Annotated in this window: 15 protein-coding genes; 4 read left to right on the top strand and 11 right to left on the bottom strand. The window is 41.6% G+C overall.

What is annotated here, in order from left to right:
* Positions 1–397: 397 nt before the first annotated feature.
* From BM176_RS30075 to BM176_RS30065, 3 genes are all read right to left on the bottom strand, one after another.
* Complete coding sequence (locus BM176_RS30075) at positions 398–715, bottom strand: hypothetical protein (RefSeq protein WP_090108117.1); 318 nt, start codon at positions 713–715, stop codon at positions 398–400.
* Positions 716–764: 49 nt separating this feature from the next.
* The gene (locus BM176_RS30070; protein WP_090108116.1) at positions 765–1,004 is read right to left on the bottom strand and encodes a putative antibiotic biosynthesis monooxygenase; all 240 of its coding nucleotides are present in this window, start codon (positions 1,002–1,004) and stop codon (positions 765–767) included.
* Positions 1,005–1,181: 177 nt separating this feature from the next.
* Positions 1,182–2,627 (bottom strand): amino acid permease, encoded by a 1,446-nt coding sequence (locus BM176_RS30065; RefSeq protein ID WP_090108115.1) that lies wholly within the window; start codon positions 2,625–2,627, stop codon positions 1,182–1,184.
* 463 nt (positions 2,628–3,090) lie between these two features.
* Between BM176_RS30065 and BM176_RS30060 the strand changes: the two genes are divergently transcribed.
* Together BM176_RS30060 and BM176_RS30055 are read left to right on the top strand one after the other, a co-directional pair.
* Positions 3,091–4,353, top strand: coding sequence for a M57 family metalloprotease (locus BM176_RS30060; protein ID WP_090108114.1), 1,263 nt, complete (start codon positions 3,091–3,093; stop codon positions 4,351–4,353).
* Positions 4,354–4,768: 415 nt separating this feature from the next.
* The gene (locus BM176_RS30055; protein ID WP_090108113.1) at positions 4,769–5,776 is read left to right on the top strand and encodes a PDDEXK nuclease domain-containing protein; all 1,008 of its coding nucleotides are present in this window, start codon (positions 4,769–4,771) and stop codon (positions 5,774–5,776) included.
* A gap of 223 nt (positions 5,777–5,999) precedes the next feature.
* Here the strand turns inward: BM176_RS30055 and BM176_RS30050 are convergent, their stop codons facing one another.
* Both BM176_RS30050 and BM176_RS30045 read right to left on the bottom strand, forming a co-directional pair.
* Positions 6,000–6,455, bottom strand: a complete 456-nt coding sequence (locus BM176_RS30050) for a cold-shock protein (protein ID WP_090108112.1) — start codon at positions 6,453–6,455, stop codon at positions 6,000–6,002.
* Positions 6,456–6,649: 194 nt separating this feature from the next.
* A complete protein-coding gene (locus tag BM176_RS30045; protein WP_255373614.1) occupies positions 6,650–8,818 on the bottom strand; it encodes a carbohydrate binding family 9 domain-containing protein in 2,169 nt (722 codons plus the stop codon).
* 85 nt (positions 8,819–8,903) lie between these two features.
* On the opposite strand from BM176_RS30045, the gene BM176_RS30040 reads away from it, so the two are divergent.
* Positions 8,904–9,140: a VF530 family protein gene (locus BM176_RS30040; RefSeq protein ID WP_090108110.1), complete on the top strand. Its 237-nt coding sequence runs from the start codon at positions 8,904–8,906 to the stop codon at positions 9,138–9,140.
* Between the two features lie 440 nt (positions 9,141–9,580).
* Positions 9,581–10,789 carry a multiheme c-type cytochrome gene (locus BM176_RS30035; RefSeq protein ID WP_090108109.1) on the top strand — a complete coding sequence of 403 codons (1,209 nt, stop codon included), beginning with the start codon at positions 9,581–9,583 and terminating at the stop codon, positions 10,787–10,789.
* A gap of 1 nt (position 10,790) precedes the next feature.
* On the opposite strand, the gene BM176_RS30030 is transcribed toward BM176_RS30035, so the two are convergent.
* The 6 genes from BM176_RS30030 to BM176_RS30005 all read right to left on the bottom strand — a co-directional run bounded on the left by BM176_RS30030 (position 10,791) and on the right by BM176_RS30005 (position 21,852).
* Positions 10,791–12,461 carry a cytochrome-c peroxidase gene (locus BM176_RS30030; protein ID WP_218162310.1) on the bottom strand — a complete coding sequence of 557 codons (1,671 nt, stop codon included), beginning with the start codon at positions 12,459–12,461 and terminating at the stop codon, positions 10,791–10,793.
* A complete protein-coding gene (locus BM176_RS30025; protein WP_090108108.1) occupies positions 12,458–14,005 on the bottom strand; it encodes a purple acid phosphatase family protein in 1,548 nt (515 codons plus the stop codon). The genes BM176_RS30030 and BM176_RS30025 overlap by 4 nt, the downstream gene beginning before the upstream one ends.
* Before the next feature lie 420 nt (positions 14,006–14,425).
* Complete coding sequence (locus BM176_RS30020; protein WP_090108107.1) at positions 14,426–16,435, bottom strand: aceric acid hydrolase; 2,010 nt, start codon at positions 16,433–16,435, stop codon at positions 14,426–14,428.
* Positions 16,419–18,581 (bottom strand): alpha-L-rhamnosidase-related protein, encoded by a 2,163-nt coding sequence (locus BM176_RS30015; RefSeq protein WP_090108106.1) that lies wholly within the window; start codon positions 18,579–18,581, stop codon positions 16,419–16,421. The genes BM176_RS30020 and BM176_RS30015 overlap by 17 nt, the downstream gene beginning before the upstream one ends.
* A gap of 2 nt (positions 18,582–18,583) precedes the next feature.
* Positions 18,584–20,476, bottom strand: coding sequence for a right-handed parallel beta-helix repeat-containing protein (locus BM176_RS30010; RefSeq protein ID WP_090108244.1), 1,893 nt, complete (start codon positions 20,474–20,476; stop codon positions 18,584–18,586).
* Positions 20,473–21,852 carry an alpha/beta hydrolase family protein gene (locus tag BM176_RS30005; RefSeq protein ID WP_255373613.1) on the bottom strand — a complete coding sequence of 460 codons (1,380 nt, stop codon included), beginning with the start codon at positions 21,850–21,852 and terminating at the stop codon, positions 20,473–20,475. Before BM176_RS30005 ends, BM176_RS30010 begins: the two co-directional genes overlap by 4 nt.
* Positions 21,853–21,971 lie beyond the last annotated feature (119 nt).

Raw genomic sequence — 21,971 nt, 5'->3', positions numbered from 1 at the left:
GGCATATAGGTTTTCTTGCCAGCAAATGGGTTTTCTTATTAGCAAATGGTTTTTGTTGGTAAATAGGTTTTCTTATTAGTAAATAGGTTAAGTTGATTTACTTCTTATGGATAATGTATATAAAAAGGCTGGTCAGGTTTTTTTCATATGGTTATCTGAGAGTATTTTCTATGCCGCAAAACTAACTTAATAACACAACGCTTGTTTCTCTTATTTTAACAATACTTAATAGCATTTTATCAATCTGAATTATTGGTTAAAATGAATTCGATACTAATATACCTCTCATTACAACAATGTTTATTAAGCCAATGTTAATTTATTTTACAAAGCAAAAAAGCGGGATTGACTAGTCAATCCCGCCGCAGCAATATATTTTTAATTATCTATTCTGATATCACTGTTGACTGAAAATATCATTTGAAGATGCCGCCATTTTCATTACGTCTATTTGAGGAGCGCCTTCAAGCCCACTTTCATCTCTTTGTTTCTGAAATAACTTAAATGATGGTACGTTAAGCAAATACTTTTGTATTTCTTCATTCTGATAATGGGAAAGATGAACAAATGTTTTTCCATCTTCACATAAATAGACTGTGTAACGAAAGTCTTTACTACCAATTTTGCGGAATTCATCCATAAACAGGTTAATGTTTTCCTGGTTTTGGGAAATAAATGCTGATTTTACTGTGTAAGTTACTTTTACGGTTATCATGATTTTGTATTTTATGAATTATATAAAACTGTTTTTCTTTTTACAAATACTACTTGTTGAACCAGCTACTGAATAGTTTGGTATATAGCGGTACAAGAAAATAAACCATAGTAGGTACAACTATAATTGTTAGTATAAATGTTCTTAAAATAAGAGGGAGTGGTAGTAAAATATCTCCCAGCAAACAGAGTAAAATCGTTATTAAAGGGAAGATTGCCAGCCAAACAATGAAAGCTCTTTTATGCTGCTCATTCTTGTTTGTTTCCTGATTTGAATGTTGTTGTGTCATACTTATCGTTTTAGTACTATTAAAACAAATAAGCAGAACGAAACGTGACAAGAAAGGGAAGATTATTTTTTGAGATTACAAACTCGATTGATACTGATGTGTTTAACGAGGTATGAAGATACAAAAAAGCGAAGAGATAGTTATAAAACCATCTCTTCGCCTTATAAAAAGAATATCTTATTTTCTCTGCTCCTGCCCCAGCTTGCTGTTTTTCTTCCCATATCCGAAATAGATAGCAAAGCCGATCAGCAACCACACTATCAAACGGATCCAGGTATCCAGCGGTAAAGCCACCATCATAGTAAGACAGGTGAGAATACCCAGGATAGGAACCACCGGCACAAATGGTGTTTTAAATGCGCGTGGCAGATCCGGTTGCGTTTTCCGTAAAATCAGTACCCCCAGGCATACCATGACGAATGCCAGTAAAGTACCGATACTGGTCATTTCACCAACTACCCCTATGGGAACAAGTCCGGCGAACAGACTAATGAAAAGACACAATACAATATTGGATTTAAACGGTGTATTAAACCGGGGATGCAGTTGAGAAAATACCTGGGGCAACAGGCCATCCTTACTCATGGAATAGAACACCCTGGATTGCCCCAGGAGATCTACCAGGATCACGGAAGTATATCCTATCAGGATAGCGGCGATAACGGCAAGGAACAGCCATTCATATGGCGTGTTCTGAATAGCGATTGCTACGGGCGCAGCACTGTCCTTAAACGCAGTATAATGTGCCAGCCCGGTCATCACATAACCAAACAATACAAACAGGATAGTACATATTACCAGGGAACCGAGAATGCCTATTGGCATATTCCGCTTGGGGTTCTTTGTTTCCTGCGCCATTGTGGCTACAATATCAAAGCCGATGAATACAAAGAATACCACTCCAGCTCCGCGCAGAACACCACTCCATCCAAAGTGACCAAATTCCCCGGTGTTGGCAGGAATGAACGGTTTATAGTTTTCCGGATTGATATAATGCCAGCCCAGTGCAATGAACACCAAGACTACACTCACCTTTAATGCTACCACGATGGCATTGAAAAGTGCAGATCCTTTTGTACCCCATATAATGATCGAAGTGATGAACACAATGATCAATACCGCAGGCAGGTTGATATACCCGTGAATCTGTGTACCATCTGCCAATGTGATCAATTCAAAAGGAGAAGCGACCAGCTGTGCCGGTAAGTGAATATTGAATTTAGCGAGAAAAGTAACCAGGTATCTCGACCAACTGATGCCAACAGTAGCTGCACCAACAGAATATTCGAGGACAAGATCCCAGCCTATGATCCAGGCGAACAGTTCTCCCAATGTGGCATATGCATAAGTATAAGCACTTCCTGCCACAGGAACCATAGAAGCCATTTCGGCATAACAGAGCGCACTGAAGGCACATCCTACCGCTGCCAGGATAAAAGACAGGATCACTGCCGGACCAGCATTATTAGCCGCCGCAATGCCCGTTAATGAGAAAAGGCCGGCTCCAATAATAACTCCAATGCCTATGGCTATCAGGTTAATACCTCCCAAACTCCGTTTCAACGTATTGCCGCCTGTTTGTGCTGCTTCCAGCTGAAGACTTTCAATTGACTTTTTTATCACAGGTATAGTTTGCGGCGAAGTTATAACCTTGCAACTACTCTACAAAATTAATAGACTTATTTAATAGCTCCTACTGTCTCAATACTTGGGAAAAGTCATTATTGCAATAAGTGGGCTGGGAGATTGGACAGATTTCGAACCAGTAAAGGCGATGAAAACCTCCGCTTACAGGTCAATACCAAAAGTACCCCTGTTTGTTTCGTACTAACTAGTGGTCAATTTATTGATTAAAACTGGCATATTTTATAGCAATCATCGGTAAACTTTTAAAAACCGCTTTTAACAATAAGTCTCTTTTGAGATCCATACAGCCTACCACAGCTAAAATGGAATAACCAGTATCCATCTTTTTTATTAATTTTTACGCGCAAATCATTAAACCCTAACTTTTAAACATTACCTCACCCCGGCGGGCCTCACTTACCGTTAGTTACTATGTCTTTTAACCCAAATTAACACACACATGAAGCATCTCTTGAAAGCATTGTTATGCACCCTCGCATGCAGCTTAATACTTTTCTCCTGTAAAAAAGATCAGGTACGGGAGCAATCCAAAAATGAGATCACACAAGACGTGGTCGCACAGATCAAAGCCATGGGATTCAACACCCAGGAAATAAGAAGAGTAGAAAATGGTTATGTGGTGGAAGGCGACATCTTCCTGCCCGACCATTCACTTAAAGAAAAAGTAAATGGCAGAGAACTGGTGATCGCTAAAACAGAACAGTACCAAACCTGGAACATTATTGCCACTTCCGGGCACCGGGTGATCACTGTTTCCGTTACTAACTTACCTGCAGCATATACCACTGCGGCAGATGAAGCCATTGCCCGCTATAACGCGCTTGGCCTGCGTATATCTTTCCAGCGTGTAGCCAGCGGAGGAGAGATAGACATCATCAATGCCAACCTGGGCACGGGCGTACTGGGACAATCAGCCGGCTTCCCGGATGCTTATGGCAACCCACCCAGTCCTATCAAGCTTAACGCCTCTTATATCGGCAGCACTCCTAACCAGGGATGGATGGCTACAATCATTGCGCATGAAATAGGTCATACCATAGGCTTCCGTCATACCGACTATTTCAACCGGGCGTACAGCTGCGGTTCCGGCGGTAATGAAGGCGAGGCCGGCGTGGGGGCTGATCATATACCCGGCACTCCTACGGCAGGCGATCCTAACAGCTGGATGCTGGCTTGTATAGGCAGTACCGTAAACCGCCCCTTTAATACCAATGACCAGGTAGCCCTTAACTATCTGTACGGTAGCATCAGTGGTGGCAACCCCATAGCTGACGGCACTTACAAGATTGTGAGCGAAGCCAGTGGAAAGGTGGTGGATGTTGATGCCAACTATATTACCGAGAATGGCACCAAAGTACAACAATGGAGCTGGCTGAACGGCGACAACCAGAAATGGTCGTTCGCTTACCTGGGCAACGGTTATTATCGTATCACCAGTGTGGCCAGCGGAAAAGTACTGGATGCAGACGCCAATATAATAGCAGCCAACGGCACCAAGATACAGCAATGGGACTGGCTGAGCGGCGATAACCAGCAATGGCTGGTCCAGCCTCAATCCAACGGCACCTTTGCCATTATCAACAAACGGAGCGGAAAAGTATTGGATGTAGACGCCAATTATATCAATGATGATGGCACCAAAATGCAGCAATGGGCATGGCTGAACGGTGCTAATCAGCGCTGGTATATACAGGCGCCCTGAGCCCTTTGAAACATAAGCGGTGTGAGGCCCGCTTTTAAAATGTACTATTGATTCACAAATAGAAATTTCTTTAAACCAAGGACCCTTCAAATCCAACGATCTGAAGGGTCCTTTTTGCCACGCCCTCTCTGATTTTTCTCTGATACCGGTCCCTGAATTTTCTAGCCGGCTGTTTAATTTGTCCATTTCACCTCCAGGTCTAATGACTTGAAGGCTTTTTAATTTGTTGGTTGGGGTGAGCGGACAGATTTCGAACATTCTAATGAAAGATTTAAGGAAAGTTGAATCTTTAAATATCCATATAAACATTAGATAATCAATATGTAATAAGGTAAAAATGGAACAGAAATAATGCTATGATCTTATAGTTACGCTTCATATTTTTTGTAGTTTTACAGAATTCAAAATTCTTTACATGCTACTCAATCAATCTGTAATAGCAGATATTAAAACCATTATTCACAATGCGAAAGACAAGGCTATCCGGTTGGTGGATCATGAGCGTACCATAATGTACTGGCATATTGGCCAGCGTATTTTTGAAGAGGAGCAGGTAGGAAAAGACCGGGCAGATTACGGCAATTACCTTACTAAATTCATAGCTGAACAATTAGAACCTGAATACGGAAGCGGCTTTTCTAAAAGACAGGTAGAGCTAATCCGGCAGTTTTACCGGACGTTTCCAATTGCGAATACAGTGTATTCGCAATTGAGTTGGAGCCAGTACAAACTACTAATACGAATTGATAATCAAGACAAAAGAGATTTCTATATGGCAGAAACCGTTAAAAACAATTGGACTGTGCGCCAGTTAGAACGCCAAATTCATAGCGGTCTATGGGAACGACTACTGATGAGTAATGACAGGGAAAGTGTATTAGCCCTAGCCAAAAACGAAAAACAGATGTCTGACGCTAAAGAAATTATCAAAGATCCTATGTATCTTGAATTCTTAGGATTACACAGGGAAGCATCTTATTACGAAAAAGATCTGGAGCAAGCTATTATTACCCATTTACACGACTTCCTACTAGAACTCGGCAATGGTTTTGCCTTTGTTGCAAGACAGAAACGGCTGAACATTGAGGGAGATGAGTTTTTCATTGACCTTGTTTTTTACAACCGTCTTTTGCAATGTTTTGTCATCATTGAAATAAAGACTACAAAACTTACACATCAGGATATCGGGCAATTGCAGATGTATGTTAATTACTATGATCGCTATGAAAAGAAGGATTTTGAAAATCCTACCATTGGAATTCTACTCTGTGCCGAAAAAAATAATGCTGTCGTGAAAATTTCCCTGCCAGAAAATAACAAGACGATTATCGCAAGTGAATACAAATTGTACTTGCCAACAGAACAACAATTGATAGAAGAGGTGAAAAAGGAAATTGAAAAACAGGAGAATGAACATGTCTGATCACCTACTCAATTGATATTTGGGAATTTTTGAAAACTTCCGGGATATCCTCTATTCCTATCAGACTTTCATATTTATCAAAATGACAGAAATCAATGCAAAAAAATAAACCGTCCATGAGGACGGTTATTTAACTATAATTTTCTCACCTGATGTCAAACTCGTGCCATTATGATATTTCGATACCATAAGAGGGATACTAAAGATAAGACAAGGTTCGTGCTTAGCTACTCTTTTTCACAGATACTGCATTCGGGCCTTTATGTCCCATCTGCACTTCAAAGGTTACTTTGTCATGCTCTCTGATCGCATCTACCAATTCGTTGATATGTACGAAAATGCTCTCCTGTGTTTGCAAATCTTTGATGAAGCCATAACCTTTGGATTCATTAAAGAATGTAACCACCCCTTTTCTGATCAGATCAGCCTCATCCATCGGTTGCTGCTTAGCAACTCCGATCTGGATATCTTCTGTTCTGATGACTTTCATTTTCTTAGGGTCCGGGGGAGTTGATGAAATGTTACCATTCTCATCAATGTACGCCATCATTTCTTCCAGTGTTTTTCCTGGCTTAGAATTGGCTTGTCTTTCTGCCTTCTTTTCTTCCTTGTCCTTTTTCTTTTTTAATCTTTTCTTTTCGTTTTCTTTTTTACTAAATGTTTCTTGTGATCTACCCATAGTGTATTTGCTTAATCATTTATATCCGTTTCGGGTGAAATAAAAATGTGTGAAACGGACAACGTGATTTATATGAAGGTACAAAAAAATTAAAACTTTTTCAAGCACGCTTCAATAATACAGCCCTCTCAACCGTTACTGAAATCATCAAAACATCATATGTTAATTTTATCGTATCCCTTAACAGGCGGCATTCAGATGTTTAACCAATACACCAGTTTTATTACCAATGCGCGTGTCTTAATAGCTAATGGTGCGGGCAAATAATTGTCAGTATATACAACGAACAGATCAGATGCAGGGCGATAACGCCACTGGAAACGGGTATTCAGGTTCATATTCTTCAATTGCTCATTGTACTGCATAAAACCTGTAAAAAAGAGCGTATTGGTCATTGTAACATCCAACCGTGGCCCTACCAGCAGAAAAGCATTCCTGCCCCAGGGCTGCGGCAGCCGGATATCATTATAAGTGGTACTCATCGCAATACTTACATACGGCTGAAAGCGGTAGCCCAATTCCCCTCCCAGTGTTAGCCGTGTGCCATCTGCATAATAACCTCCATAACGACCGGAAAAAGAATACGTGAAAAGGCTCTGAGGCTTGGATACATAATCAACGCCCACAGTATTCCAACTGTGTTTTGTGCCAGTTGCCAGACTGTCCTTCCCGGTATTGGTGGGATCAAAAGGCTGTAACAACCGCACATAACTATTGGTACTCCATATTGTTAATGTATTCCGCTTACGAAAAATAATACCATAAGAAAGCAACAGTTCATTATCCGTACGATTCATATGCTCATCATAGAAATTAGTGAGTTGCACCTGTGGACCATGACTTAACACCGCTCCTGTTTTAGGAAAAAATAAATGAGTGATCTGTGGCAACAACTTAATATATCCCTGCCTTGGTACATATCCCACCTCGGCATTATAATTACGCCCTACGTATTCATGTTGCCAGCTGATATTCCAGGTGCGGCTGGTATACTGAAGGTTTGCCGCATGCACCCAGTCGTGCCCGGACTTACCCGGACTGGCAGATTTCAGCAGCAACGCTTTGCCTGTCCAGAAGTTATTAGAGGAAGCCAGGTTGTATTCCATTCCGAAATTGCGGTTATAACGGGAATAGACCGGCTTATCTGTGATCTTGTCAGGATTGTAGTTAAGAGATTCTTTGTTGATGAACAACAGCCCGACATTAGAACGGGCAAACACACGCCGTTGCAACGCCGCTACGGTAAAATTCTGGGAAGGTAAACCCAGGGAAGATTCAGCATCCGTTTGCATATTCATTAACCCCAGTCGCCAGTTCCGGTTTAGTTTACCACTCAACCGGGCTCCGAACAGGATAGGCACGCCAAGTCCTATTCGTCTTGAAAAGAAAGGCCGGATGTTGGTGTAACCAAAGTTGGTGAACTGATCACCATTTTCAAGGAAGAACTGCCGCTTTTCCGGAAAGAACAGTTCAAACCGGTCCAGATTCGTGACCTGCTTATCCACGTCTACCTGAGAGAAATCGGGGTTTATAGTGAGATCCAGGTTCAGGGAAGAGGTGACTGCGATCTTTGCATCTACTCCTGCATCGCCCCGGTATTTTTCTGGTTTGCCTGCCTGGTAATCCTTATTGACTCCACCAAGCAGATATGGGATCACAGAGATATTAGGACCGGGATCGGGCGGTGGAACATCCCATACCAGCACGCCTGTGTAGGCCAGTGAAGCGGAAGGGAATTGCCGGGGAACGGGTGCCCAGCTACTTTTTTCAGTCGTTTTCAGATCATTGCGCCCGAAATTGATCCCCCATTTGCTGATCCCCTTTTTATAACGGATGGTCTTAAAAGGAATGACCGCTTCGAAGATCCATTTATCAGGATAATTCTTTACTACAGAGCTCCACTTATTATCCCAACTAAGGTCTACCTTCCCACCGTCGTACATAATCCCATCCCATTGGGCACCTGCAGCATTAGCTCCAAAAGAGTAACCATTGGTCTGGTCGTCGAAAGGGTCCATGAAGAGCAGGAAGTTATCATTCTTGAGAAAAGCAAAATCTCTCCGTAATGATTCTACCATATAAGGACCAGGAACCCCGTTATAGTTCACCACCAGCAGGTAAATATGCTGATCGTCGTACGTCATACGCACGTCTGTACGCACTTTAGCATAACTGGTATCCATAGGTAAGATCATATGGAAGTCAGTTGCCATCTCTGCATCCTGCCAGGCCTGCTCATCCATAACACCATCTATCTTAACGGGAGAAGATGCCCGATGAATATGCAGCTGAAAGGGTTCGTTCTTCTTTTGTGCCATCACCATCATAGGTAAAACAGACAGCAGGCAAAGTATGATTCGCAAAATAATGAGGTTTCGGTTATGCATATCAAAGTACAAAAAACAAATACTAATTCGCATACATACTATTTAATTTATCTTTGCAGGTATGAAGTTAGAAAGCATGTCCAATGATCCGTTACACGGACTAACACTTGAAATGATTGTTACCCATCTTGCAGAAAGCTATGGATGGGAAGAATTGGGCCGGCATATTAACATCAATTGCTTCACAAGTAATCCTTCCGTTCAATCCAGTCTCAAATTCTTACGCAAAACTCCCTGGGCAAGAACCAAAGTAGAAGACTTCTATAAGTATTCAATGAGGAAGAATAAGCTGAAATAATATCAGAACTGCTTCTCATCGTCTAATATGGATGATTAATTCCTCAACCCTGCCAGGACAGCACGATTAGGGTTTAATCATGGTTTGATAATAGGTTAACCGTGGTTTGAAAGCCTGAAGACGAACTAAGGGTGTCCAACCTACGTCCAAAGGGTGTTCAACCTACGAAGCAACTATAGACTCACTACGAACTTACTATCAACTTGCCCTCAAGGAGGACATGACTGTTATCGTTATTACAATATAAGTATTCATTCAATTCCTATTCCGGAGAATTACACGGGCATCGCAAAAAAACTACATGAATACCCTAAAAAGCTGCACGAACGTTTTTTCACTGGCAATTAAACAGCTTGTCTTCCTGGAGGATCAAATTGTTTAACCAAATCATCATATTATTTGTTTGTATCATAGTCACCTTCGGCATTCAAACAACAGATATGCGAGTTCTTGTTTTCCTCATTATAGTAGTTATCATTATCGTGGGCAGTGTGATGTGCTCTTCTCTGAATAATAGTACATCGGGAAAAATAGCTGAAAATCCTGCATTTGCGGGCTCAACATCCTGCCAGTCCTGCCATAAAAATATCTTTGACAGCAGTCGTCATACCGCGCATTACTTTACTTCCAGACCTGCATCCGAAGCGTTTATCAAAGGAAGTTTTGAACCTGGAAAAAATGAATTCATATATAACAAATGGATGGAAGTATTACTGGAAAAGCGGAAAGATGGTTTCTGGCAAACAGCTTATGTTAATGGGATTCCTACAGAACAGCGGGCCTTTGGTGTTGTAATAGGCTCCGGCAGAAAAGGACAGACCTATCTGTACTGGGAGCAGAATAAGTTGTTCCAGCTACCGGTTTCATATTATACGCCAAACAATGACTGGTGTAACAGTCCCGGCTATCCGGTTAATTATGTGAAATTCAACAGACCAATTGAGGGTGCATGTATAGAATGTCATAGCACGTATGCATCAACAACCGTTAAACCCGAAGGCACTATCTTCAATAAAAAGAAAATCATTTACGGCGTGGATTGCGAAAGATGCCACGGCGCTGCTGCTGCACATGTGGCATTCCACACCAAACATCCGGAAGAAAAGACGGCACAAAACATTATTGGTATCAAAAACCTTTCCCGTCAACAACGGCTGGATGCCTGCGCATTATGCCACTCAGGTATGCGAAAAGCTATTAAACCTGCCTTTTCCTTTATAGTGGGCGAGCCCCTGAATGATTATTCCAGCCCCAATTTCAAAGCGGATTCCCTGGATGCACTGGATGTTCACGGCAATCAATATGGACTGCTCACAGCCAGTAAATGCTTTAAAATGACAGAAAAAATGGATTGCGCTTCCTGTCATGATGTGCATGTAAATGAAGTGAATAGTCCGCAGATCTTTTCACCACGATGTATTAGTTGTCATAATGAAAATGGTATGGCACATAATACCTGCACGTTTAAACCTACCAATGGATTAGTGTTGAGCAAGAATTGTATTGATTGCCATATGCCGTTACTGGAATCGAAAAAGATTACTTTAAAACTAGCCAATGCAGACAATGTAACACCAGACCTTGTACGAACACATAGGATTGCTATTTACAGGGAACAAACAAAGGCATTCCTGGATAAAATAAAATGAGTTATTGATCTGTGAGTGCTTCCATAAAAGCGATGATGGCTTTCTTTTCGGACTCTTCCAGATGAAGCTGACTGGCAGAAAGTGTCTGGTTCGTTAGTTTTAATCCAATGCCGGCTCCTCCCCCTTTATCGTAAAAGGCCAGGACCTGTTCCATACTACTGAAAGCACCATGATGCATATATGGACCAGTTACGGCCGCATTCCGTATAGTGGGTGTTTTAAATGCTCCTTCGTAGAACCCTATCCTAAAAAAGGAATAACGCCCCTCATCAGCATCTTTAAAAGGATGCAGGAGATCTTCAGTTTGCGGAGTGCCTAATACTTCGAATTCTGTTCTGTTATATAAGGGTGGTATTAATCCATTAAACAGTGGGGCGAAATGACAGGTACCACATTGCCCCTTGCCCATAAATAAGTTAAATCCATGCTGCTGTTGTGGTGTTAATGCGGAATGATCACCTGCTATATAATGATCAAATGGAGAATTAAAAGGTGCTAATGTGCGGAGATAAGCAGCCAGTGAATTCACTACCTGATCCATGGTAATATTTTTAAGACGATGGATCACAGTATCATCAACAGCATCCATTTCCTGTTTACTATGCATCACCATTACAATCTGCTCTTCCAGGCTCTTTGCTCTACCATCCCAGAACTGCGAATACTGGTAACTGGCATATAATAAACCGGGGGTATTTCTCGGTAGTTCTCCACCTTCTAACGAAATATTTCTTGCCATTCCATCGATAAAATATTTATCAGGCTGATGGCAGGTAGCACAGCTCCGGGTACCATTACCCGATAAAGCCTTTTCAAAAAACAATCGCCGTCCCAGGCTCGTATCACCGGTTTGGTTTGCTCCGGGAAATGCTGACTTATTTAAGGCGTCTTTGCTGAATAAAGTAGTATTTCCGTTGAGCGCAGGAGTGGTATTAATACCTTGTAAGATATTCAGTTGCCGTTGTAACGGCAATGCATAACCGGTTAAAAATTCCAGCCGGTTAAATGTATCGAAGTCTTTGTCTTTTTGAAGATATTCTATCGTCCTTTTCAGAGAATAACGTATGCTATCGTTCACATAAGGCGATACAATTATGTTGATGGCTGTCATCGCAGCAGCAGCTTCTTCTATTCCACTCTTGAGATTAGGTGCATCGTATCCGGAGATATACAGCGTCATGATACGGATCAGTTCCAGTTTTACACTTTCGATGATCTGTCCGTCAGTCGCAGAAAAGTGATATAATAAAGAAGGCAGGTCAGCCGCAGAACTGGCTACAACTTCTGCTTCTGCCATCAATTCCGTTTTATGAGTGTATACGGCCGAATCGTATAACAGTGATTCTATCTGTTGTAATCCTACCGGTGCTTCGTATTCTATATACGGCTCGTCAACTTCATATTTAGGGGGTGCATTAAATACATGAGCCTCGCTGGTAAAGAAATATTCGAGAAAGAAAGCCAGCTGTTTATAACTGACCCTGCATTGTTTCAGCGACTCTTTCGCATATTGTAGTGTAGCCGGATTTTTCGCATCTATCAATGCGATGGCCTGTTGCATAGAAATAGCCTTCGCGGCAAAGATGACCTGCGTTTTTCTGAAATAGTCTGTCAACGGTTTTTCTCCCGGCAAGGCTATTGCGAGCAATAAACAAATGCAGATGAGCTTCATTTGGTGGCTATAATGGTAAAGGAGTCTTTAATGCAACTTTCCTTATCCTGCACATCATAAGTGGTAGTTCCTGCATTTGGTACTACCGTAATGCTTTGCGTGGTTTGATCCTGATCACTCCATTTGTAATCACCAATAAAAGATGCTGTGAGCGTCACCTTCGTTCCGGCTTTCGCTTTAATTACCTTACGCTGGTTCACATTCTTCATCATCGTAAAATGATCTCTGATCACACCATCTGCGCAGATCCATTTCAGATCCAGCCGGTTGCCCTGTACTTCAAGTAAACTTGCGCCTCCTTCTGTGGCATTAGAATACTGCATAGCATTGTGCGGGAAAGCAGGCTGCGTACCACCCAGCTTGCCGGAAGAACCAGTCACTACATAAACAGTTCCCCCATGACTGGCATCTTTTACATAAGGGCAGGAGCTATCACTTCCGTCGTATAAGCCGGAAGATGTGCTGAGATTATGCTTAACTGCGCTGAAAGTATTTTCCTTTCCGTAGTGTCCTTTCATTAACCCGGAACGCTCGTAATCATGACTGTGACCACATAATACCAGGTCTACACCGTTACGTTCCAGGATGCGGATAAAATTCTCCCGGATAAGAATCAGTTCTTTATTTTCATCTGAGCTGTGAGAACCCATTGTATAGGGAGGATGGTGCCAGTAGGCTATTATCCATTGCTTGTTTTTATTCGCTTTCAGATCACGTTTTATCCATTGCACTTGCTGGCTTAATGTATCAAACAGGCGATATTGTTCTGCTTCCTGTGGATAGGAGTTCAGTGATAAAAAGTGGATGTTTCCTATGTCGAAAGAATAGAACGCCGGTGTATTCGAGGCAATTCCTCCACTCTCTCCATGCGTGGGCATGGAAAAATTCTTGTAATAGGCCATCTTGCTGATACGTTCTGCCATCTTTTCCGCACCGGGAAACATTTGATTACTGTAATCATGGTTACCAGGAGAAGGAAATACCGGGTTTTGTTTCAGCAGATCATCTTTGTAGATATTGAAGAATTTGGACTGGTATTCAGCATCTGTACCATTTTCATAAGCATTATCTCCCAGTAGTAACCAGGCGTCCATATAATTCTCACCCAGGTATTTCAATACCGACTGCTTTATATTCCGTTGATTAACGGAGTTATTCCCGCAGTCGCCAAATACACCGATCCTGTATATACCTGCTTTGCCAGTTTCCGGAAGTGTGTAGAAATAATTGGAAGTATCCCCCTGCAATACCTTTGTCAAATCTCCTATTGTATAGGAGTAACGGGTATGTGGCCGTAATCCTGTAAGTCTTACGATGTGTTCCGTAGTTAAAGCAGTATCCTCTTTTAACTGGCCGTCTCCGTATTGCACCCTGCTGGTGGTAGCCGGATCAGTACGCCAGCGTATAGTGATGCTGGTTGGTGAAGCCACCTGTAAATATGGGCCACGGAGTAAAGCTGTAGGATTGTCATCTTTCTGAGCAGTTGCAATAAGGGAACCCATCAGAAGAAGCACTAACGGAAAACATGAACGTACGAACATCATGAGCTGATTTGGATGCGAGGTAAGAAATTTCTGACTAATATCGATATAAAATTATTATTAAGAATTACTGATGGTAAATTCAGAATCTTTTCTTTTCAGGAAATAGATTCTCTTGAGATTTAAGTGGATTGCGGGCTGTACCCATTTGGCAGTAATTTTATATGACGGTATCAAGTGTGTGACAAATGGCTAAGAACCGGATGTTTATTGAGTTTGCATTTTACATGACAATAGTGATTCTGAATAAAGAAACTGTAGATGTATCGCTAATAATGGAGAGTGAAATATATTAACTTTGCATTAACGCAAAAAACTCCACTGCCCCAATTTACGTTAATTAGGGCAGTCGACTAACCTAATTAACGTAAATTGGGGCAGTGGAGTTTTTAAATTAACAACCAATTATCATGAAGAATGTTTTTATCTCCCCACTGGCAGCCATACACTCATATCGCTTTTGCCACGATTTGCCCAGGCATAATAAGGAATCCATTTTATCATAACAGGCTGCGAGCTCTTGTTCATTTCTTTATACAAAGTACCATTCCAATTATTATGTTGTAATAATCTGGCCTCACCTTCCAGCGCCATTACTTTGCCATTATCTATTTTTAAAGGCTTAGGCTGTAATTGTATTGCGGCTGGTACAATGATATCCGACAATTGCTGATCCTTCTTTAAATCGACAGATTCCAGGCAATAAACTATAGGACCCCGCTTAACAGCTACCTGGTTCCGCGTTTCTTCTACCAAAGGGTTCGCTTCAATTAAAGTAGCAGGCATGTCTAACACAAGTACAATCTTATCGCCCTTTTTCCATTGCCGTTTGAGTTCGGCATAAGCAGCCGTTACAGGCATGCTCTTACCGTTTACACTCAGAGTGGCTTTATTACACCAACCCGGGATTCTCAGGAAGATAGACGTTTCTTTAAGAGGCGCTTCCTGTAAGGTAATCCCGATGTTTCCATCCCAGGGATAATTAGTTTGTTGCTCCAATTTTATAGGAGAGCCATCTTTTAATTTTGTTGTTAGTACATTACCTCCATACATATCAATATATAATCCTTCATCGGATACGTTATACATGTAATTGCTTATTTCCGCAATAGTTCGCACTGTATTTGGCGGACAACAATTAGATAATGAGATGTATTTTTCTCTTCCGCCAGACCAGCGCAGACTGTAAGGATAATTTGCAGAAACAGCCAGTGGATTGGTGTAAAAGAATTTATCACCATCCATACTAACGCCACTCAATACACTATTATATAAGGCGAGCTCCACTACATCAGCATAACGGGCATCGCCCGTTAATTCCAGCATCCGGCGGTTCCATAATACATTGCCAATGTTGGCGCAGGTTTCATTGTGTGCAGAGAAGTTAGGCAGCTGATAATTTTTGCCATAAGCCTGATGAATCTTTTGCACTGTATCCGGGTTATAAGAAATACCATCTACAGATACCCCATCATACAAAGCCCCACAGCCACCGGTAATGTACATCTTCCTGTTCACCACATCATCCCACATCGTATTTAAGGTATGTAATAAACTGGTGTCCCCTGTTTCTGCATATACATCTGCCACTCCTGCAAATAAATAGTTCGCTCTTACAGCATGACCCACTACCCTTTTCATATCTCGGAACGGAACTCTGTCCGAATTATCATCTGTTCCTTCTGTCATTCCTCTAACGTCGATCAGCTTTTTAGCCAACGCGAGATATTTTTTGTTGCCGGTTGTTCTGTAAAGTTCTATAATGCCCATGTAATGAGACGGACAAATAGCATTACGCGTCTGCTCCGGCGTGGCCGTGTTATAAAATTGAATCAGGAAATCCGTGGCCTTTTCTGCAACATGCAGCAAAGTTGTTTTGCCTGTGGCACGATAGTGTACACAGGCGGCAGTCATAAGATGTCCGAAATTATAAGCTTCAAAACTTAGCTTATCATCAAACATCTTTCTTTTACCTGTTTGTTTTTGTTCGATGATTGCCTTAGTATATACATATCCATCCTGCCGCTGTGCTTTTGCTATCACGGCAATGGCGCTATCCATCATATTGTCCAGCTGAGGATCTTTTGTAACAGCATATAAACTGGCTACTGCTTCCAGTGTTTTATAAAAATCCCCATCATGAAAAGAAGGCCCTTTAAAAGATCCGGTATCCAGTCCGGCGGCAATTTCAAAGTTCTTAAAAGAATGACATTTCCCTGCATCATGGTAGGTTTCCCATAAATGTGGCACCATGGCATTCTTACATACTTCGAAACGCTCTGCCCAGAATCCCTGTGTCCATTGTACACTTCCCATATCCACACTGCTTAGCTTTGCATATGGGCTTGCGGCTGTATTGACTAATCCTTTCTGTGCGAAAGTATTTATAGAGATAATAATGAATACACTCAGTAATTTATTTCTTAGCTGCATAACTTACAATATAAGTTTGATGAGGTTGAAGGGTTAATTCATAGCAGTCGTCTTTCTTTTCTATTACGGCGGTTTTACATACTGGTTTTACAGTACTCCGGAAACGTAATGTTCCAATTCCTTCCGCTGTATTGATGGTAATTTCTTTAGTGCTGCATTTTACAGCAATCTCACCTTTAGGTGTTGGTACACGGCCTTCCATCCATTGCAGACCGCCTAACACAGGCTGAATCGTATATGTTTCATAACCAGGTGCTGTTGGTTTTACCCCGAGATAATATTTACCCAACAAATAAAGAGGGCTCGCTCCCCATGCATGGCAAAGGCTCTTGCCGAATTCCCTGCCATACATGGCATAATGTGCAGCGCCTTTCAAAGAGGGTTTGTATTCTTCCCAGAAGCTGGTGGCTCCCAGTTTTAACATCCCTCCCCAATAATCCTTCATTTCCTTCAATACATAATCCTGTTCACCCATTGCACACAATGCTTCCAGTTCATAGAAACGCATATAAGGTGTGGTAATGCGCTGAATACTGTCATTCAGTAATACTGATTTTTTAACGTCGTCTTTCTGTTGCTGGTTAAAATAATCAAAGAAGATGGCGAACATATTGGCATAACGTGTTACGTTTTCTGTTTGCCTCCCATCAATGCGACTATGTACTAATGCCTTTTTTGATTCATTCCAGTAAAGTGAGAAAAGTTTTGTTCTCAGCTCAGCAGCATACTGTTTATATTTTGTGGCATCGGTTTTCTCATTGGTGATATCTGCACAGAGCGCCATTGTTTCCAGGCTACGGCATAATAATAATTGTTCAAAGCTGACTTCACCCTTTTTACTCAGTTTATCTGCCCAGTCAATAAAGATCCAGTCGCCCGGCATCCCTTCCATCAACCCATCTTTATTTCTTCTACCCAGGCAATACTCCATCAGCCCCTGCATCCGTGGGTAGAATTGTTTGATAAAATCTTTATCTCCGGTATATAAATAGTAATCATAGATCCCCAGGAACCAGTAAAAACTATAATCCATAATGGTATTGATATGACCAGTTACGGGGTCTTTACCTCTTAATGCCAGCATGGTTCTGGATACAGTTTCATTATCAAAAAAGAGGTAATAATTCATCAGATAACTCTGATAAGCATCTCCACTCCATACCCATCTATCCCGCTTAATACCATCGATAAAAAATTCCCTGGTATTTAACCGGAAAGTATATTTAGCTACATCATAGATCTTATTAATTTCTTCATCAGAACATCTGAAACTACCTTTCTCTTTTACATCAGCATATTCATACAACATTGTAACAGAATCTACCTGTATAGTTCCATCTGTCACCACATTCACATAACGGAATGCTTTTGATAACGGCATTACGGAATCTTTCTTTACCGGTTGCTGAAAAGATAATCTGTCCAGCGTTACAGCGCCTTCTACACTCAATGCTTCCTCTTTACTTTCTCCGTAATATAAGGTGATGTTACCTGTGCCACGTATACCATTCAGTTTTACGAATCCAAAAGTTTCTTTACCGAAATCAATAAGATTTCCATTTTTACTAACGGCGTTTTGCGGAGTAACTGGTAATTTAAAAGTAGATGGCGGATTCACTGGATAATCAAAATTCCACTTTCCTGCATTCAGCCATTTTGTAGCTGAAATGTCCGAAGTTTTACCGGTTTCATCAATCCATTCTTTATCTTCAAATGTAACCAGCCAGCTATTATCAGAGAAAATCGTTTTCCCGGTTATGTAGATTGCAGGCACATTTGCCTGATTGAAAACCTTTACATTGATTTTATGTTTTCCGGCAGGAATGATTATTTTCTGTGGTGCTCCTTCAAAAGGTTTTCCATCTAACTTTACGTTATAATTTCCTTCTGCATAAATACTGACTTCTTCCGGCTGAGAGATATTAAACTCCTTATGAAAATCTACCAGTGGGTAATGACTGTCAACTTTCCAGAAAACAGGAAAAAACGTTCCTCTGTCGGTACGACGATTCTGCATCTGATTACTTAACCAGATTTCAAAATCACCTGGATACCAGATCCATGTAGCATGTGTTTGTTGAGATTGTGCAAAAGAGCATTGCCACAGTATAAGCAGCGTAAACAGAAGTATAAGGTTTTTAGTCATAGTTAGTTGATGTTTATTTCCCCATTATGTTGTTCTATATTCTCCGACAGCATATGTTTATATGCCTCTTCTAAACCGGCTGTCTGTTTGATACTGTCGGCTACCCGCGGACCATTATTCTGCCATACATTATTGGGACCATTTGCATTCTGTAAGAATTTCTCCGAAGGACACCAGTTGTCTTTCACTGTATAATAAGATGTTCCTTCATCGGTGTATAAATAGAACCAATGCGTGGGGATATGTGCGTAAGGTGCTTTATAGATGCTGTCGATATAATTCTCACCAATCACAGAACCTGGTTGCGCAGATAAAGTATACACACCAGCAACATCATACATATGTTTAGCATAATGATGGATTTTGTTAGACAGTATTTTATTATTGCTCATCACATTGATGGTCTTAGTCCATCCCCAGCCAATACTAATACCGGAATACGATACTTCATTCACTTCATTATGCGCAATAGTTACATCTTTCACATATCCCGCACTGATGCCCAACGTGCCCCAGTCTTCATTTGTAACATTAGTAACCAGGTTATTCGTGATCTGTGTATGACTACATACTTCTCTCAGATCTGCAGGATGATAAGGGAGATGCGCTTCAAATGCCTCATCTGAATACACGCCCAGCTGAATACCCGTACCACCGATATCGCGGAACAGATTACCGTTAATAAGATCGTTATGATTCCCTCTTTTATAGTCCAGTCCTGTAGAAGCCAAATGTTCAAACCGACAGGATTCAAACCCTGTATGCTCAGTATAAGTTACTTCCACGGCAGCCGCTGGTCTGCCTACCCAGGCCTGATTCTCCAATCCTTTTTTATCCGGTGTACCTGGAACATTCAACTTATAAGCATCCAGCAGATACATCCCGGATTGTAAAGGCACATGCCCTTGGCGGGAAGGACGCAGCCAGCCTGTATGCTGAAAAGAGATCCCTTTAAAAAACACATAAGATACCGGCTGATCAATAGTACCACTCATGGTTACCAGTGTTTCCAATACAGGAGCTATTACGGTGGCAGTTGACAGGTTTTCATTTGTACGGGGCCAATAATAAAGTTTTTGTGCTTTCTGATCTAAGTACCATTCCCCCGGTTCATCTAACAATTGCAAAGCATTCGTTAAATAGAAAGCAGAGTTACCAGACTCTTTTGATTCCCAGGGAGCAGGCCAGGGATGAGCTGATTGAATTCTGCTTTCAGGCTGATAAAATGATAGTAGTGAACTATCACCATGCATTTCAATCTTTTTAATCCGCAGCATTGCTATGGCCCACCACTGATGAATGAACATTTCCAATCCTGCGGCCTGTTTCAGATCAGGTGTTTCAGGTGTTGGAATCCAGCATTGTTCTGTTTGATGATTCCAGGAGAGGATGCGGTGCATACTATCGCCATTGTTATCCTTTGCTCTGATAGCCTTCCGGTTATTCACCCAAAGCTGTCTGAAATTAAATGGCTCTTCCAGATCAGTTACCCATACCTTTCCTTTCGCTATCGCAGGCAGGCCATTTAAAGCCGTTTTCAGCGGCTTCCAGCCTTTTACTACTATTCCCCCACTCAATACCGGAATTTCACCTTTAGCGGCTTCTATCAGCGTTGGACTATCAGCTGTTCCGGCATCCTCCGGACGAATAAATACAGTGGCATCAAGGAAGTAGGTGCCTCCTTTTAAAATGATATGAATACCCCCTTTTATGGAAGGATCGTTTAATCTTCTCAGTTCCCTTGCCTGTTGCAAAGCCGCTGCTAATGAGGCTTTAGGTTGTGCTACCGTACCTGGGTAATGATCATTACCAGTCACCGTCACATAAATATCCACAGCACCTGCATATGGTATACAGATAAACAGACAGGTTATGATCCACGTTAGTATTTTCATTTTGTAATAGCTGCTTTCCATACTTTTTCCAGTTGCGCAAAGCCATGAATAGCATTGGCTGGAAGTTTCTCTCCTTTATCACCGAATACATACATAGCGGATTCCTTTTCTATTGTAATCTTCGATTCATCTGTATCATTTTGCAGGCCCAGGTATTTTATCATAAAGGCATATACTGCTTTTCGTTTGTTGATACCGAAATCATGTCCTTCTGTGGGCAGATGTACATTTTCTACATTCCCTGTTTTGTTGTAATAACCATAGATCTTTTGCAGATAGGGAAAATCATGCTCAGGTGTTTTGTCGGTCCAGTCTCCCCCATCACTCACCAGCAATTGCGGTTGTGGAGCCGCCATAGCAGCTATTTCCACATTATCAGTCCTGTTACCACAGGCATGAATGGGCATCCCGCTTTCACAGGGACAACCTCCGTAGAAATACGAACTGATGGCTACCACAGGAGCGCTGACCTTAATACGATTGTCAAGCGCCGTCATTAACACAGTATGACTACCGGCTCCGGAACCTCCAGTGATACCTACTCTTGCCGTATCTGCATCTTTCAGGGATAACAGGTAATCAAGAATGCGAATGCTGCCTAATGCCTGGATGGTCATCGCCAGACTTTTCTGATGGTCTTTTATGTCAAATTGTAAGAGTGACTCTCCCCAGGCAAACAGGTCGTAACTAAATGTCATAGCACCCATACGGGCCAATACGGCACAACGGTACTGGCAGTCGGACCTGTAACGCTGATGTTCCCAGTGACCATCAGGATTGAGGATTACAGGAATCTTTCCTTTGTATTTAGCAGGTTTATACAGAGAGCCATTGATGTATAATCCGGGTAATACTTCAATGGCGATATTGCGTACAGTATAACCGTCATACTTTCTTTCAGATGTGATAATAGGTTTTGAGGCAGGAGCAGCAGGTAAAGGAGATAATTGCAATGCCTCCAGCAGACATTGTTTCAGTTGTGTTTTTCGCTGTTCCCATTCAGGCAGGGTATTGTATTGTGTGGCTATTCTGTCCAGCTCGGCCCATCCTTCTGCTACCGGCCAGCGGTAATATTCATAGTTACCCAGCTTGTATACTTTCTCTTTGTCTTTCCTTGCTTTCAGGTCCAGCGGCTTTAGTACATTATCCAATGTAGCTTCCAGAGTGGGTCTGTAACGCCAGTCGGCATATGTAACCCACTTGTCCGCTACTTGTGGCTCTGTATACCTGATCTTTACATCAAATCGCTGTTCAATGTCAGCCAGTACTACTTTCAGTGGTCTTTTATAAGCACTGTCTGAAGTTTGCTGTGCCAGCAAGCATTGTGTGCTTAACAGGCACACGGTTAACAGGGCTATTAATTTGTTCTTCTTCATGGGTTATAATTGAAACCTGTATGTACTATACTTTCTATTTTTTCATAACATCAGAATACGTGGTTATAACTATGGGTTATTCATATATTCATAACGGCCTAATAAGTGTCAGTAAGATA

Source organism: Chitinophaga sp. CF118, from assembly GCF_900112615.1.
Taxonomy (GTDB): Bacteria; Bacteroidota; Bacteroidia; order Chitinophagales; family Chitinophagaceae; genus Chitinophaga.
The sequence above is the reverse complement of the archived record's forward strand: the minus strand, read 5'-3'. Positions and strand labels throughout refer to the sequence as shown.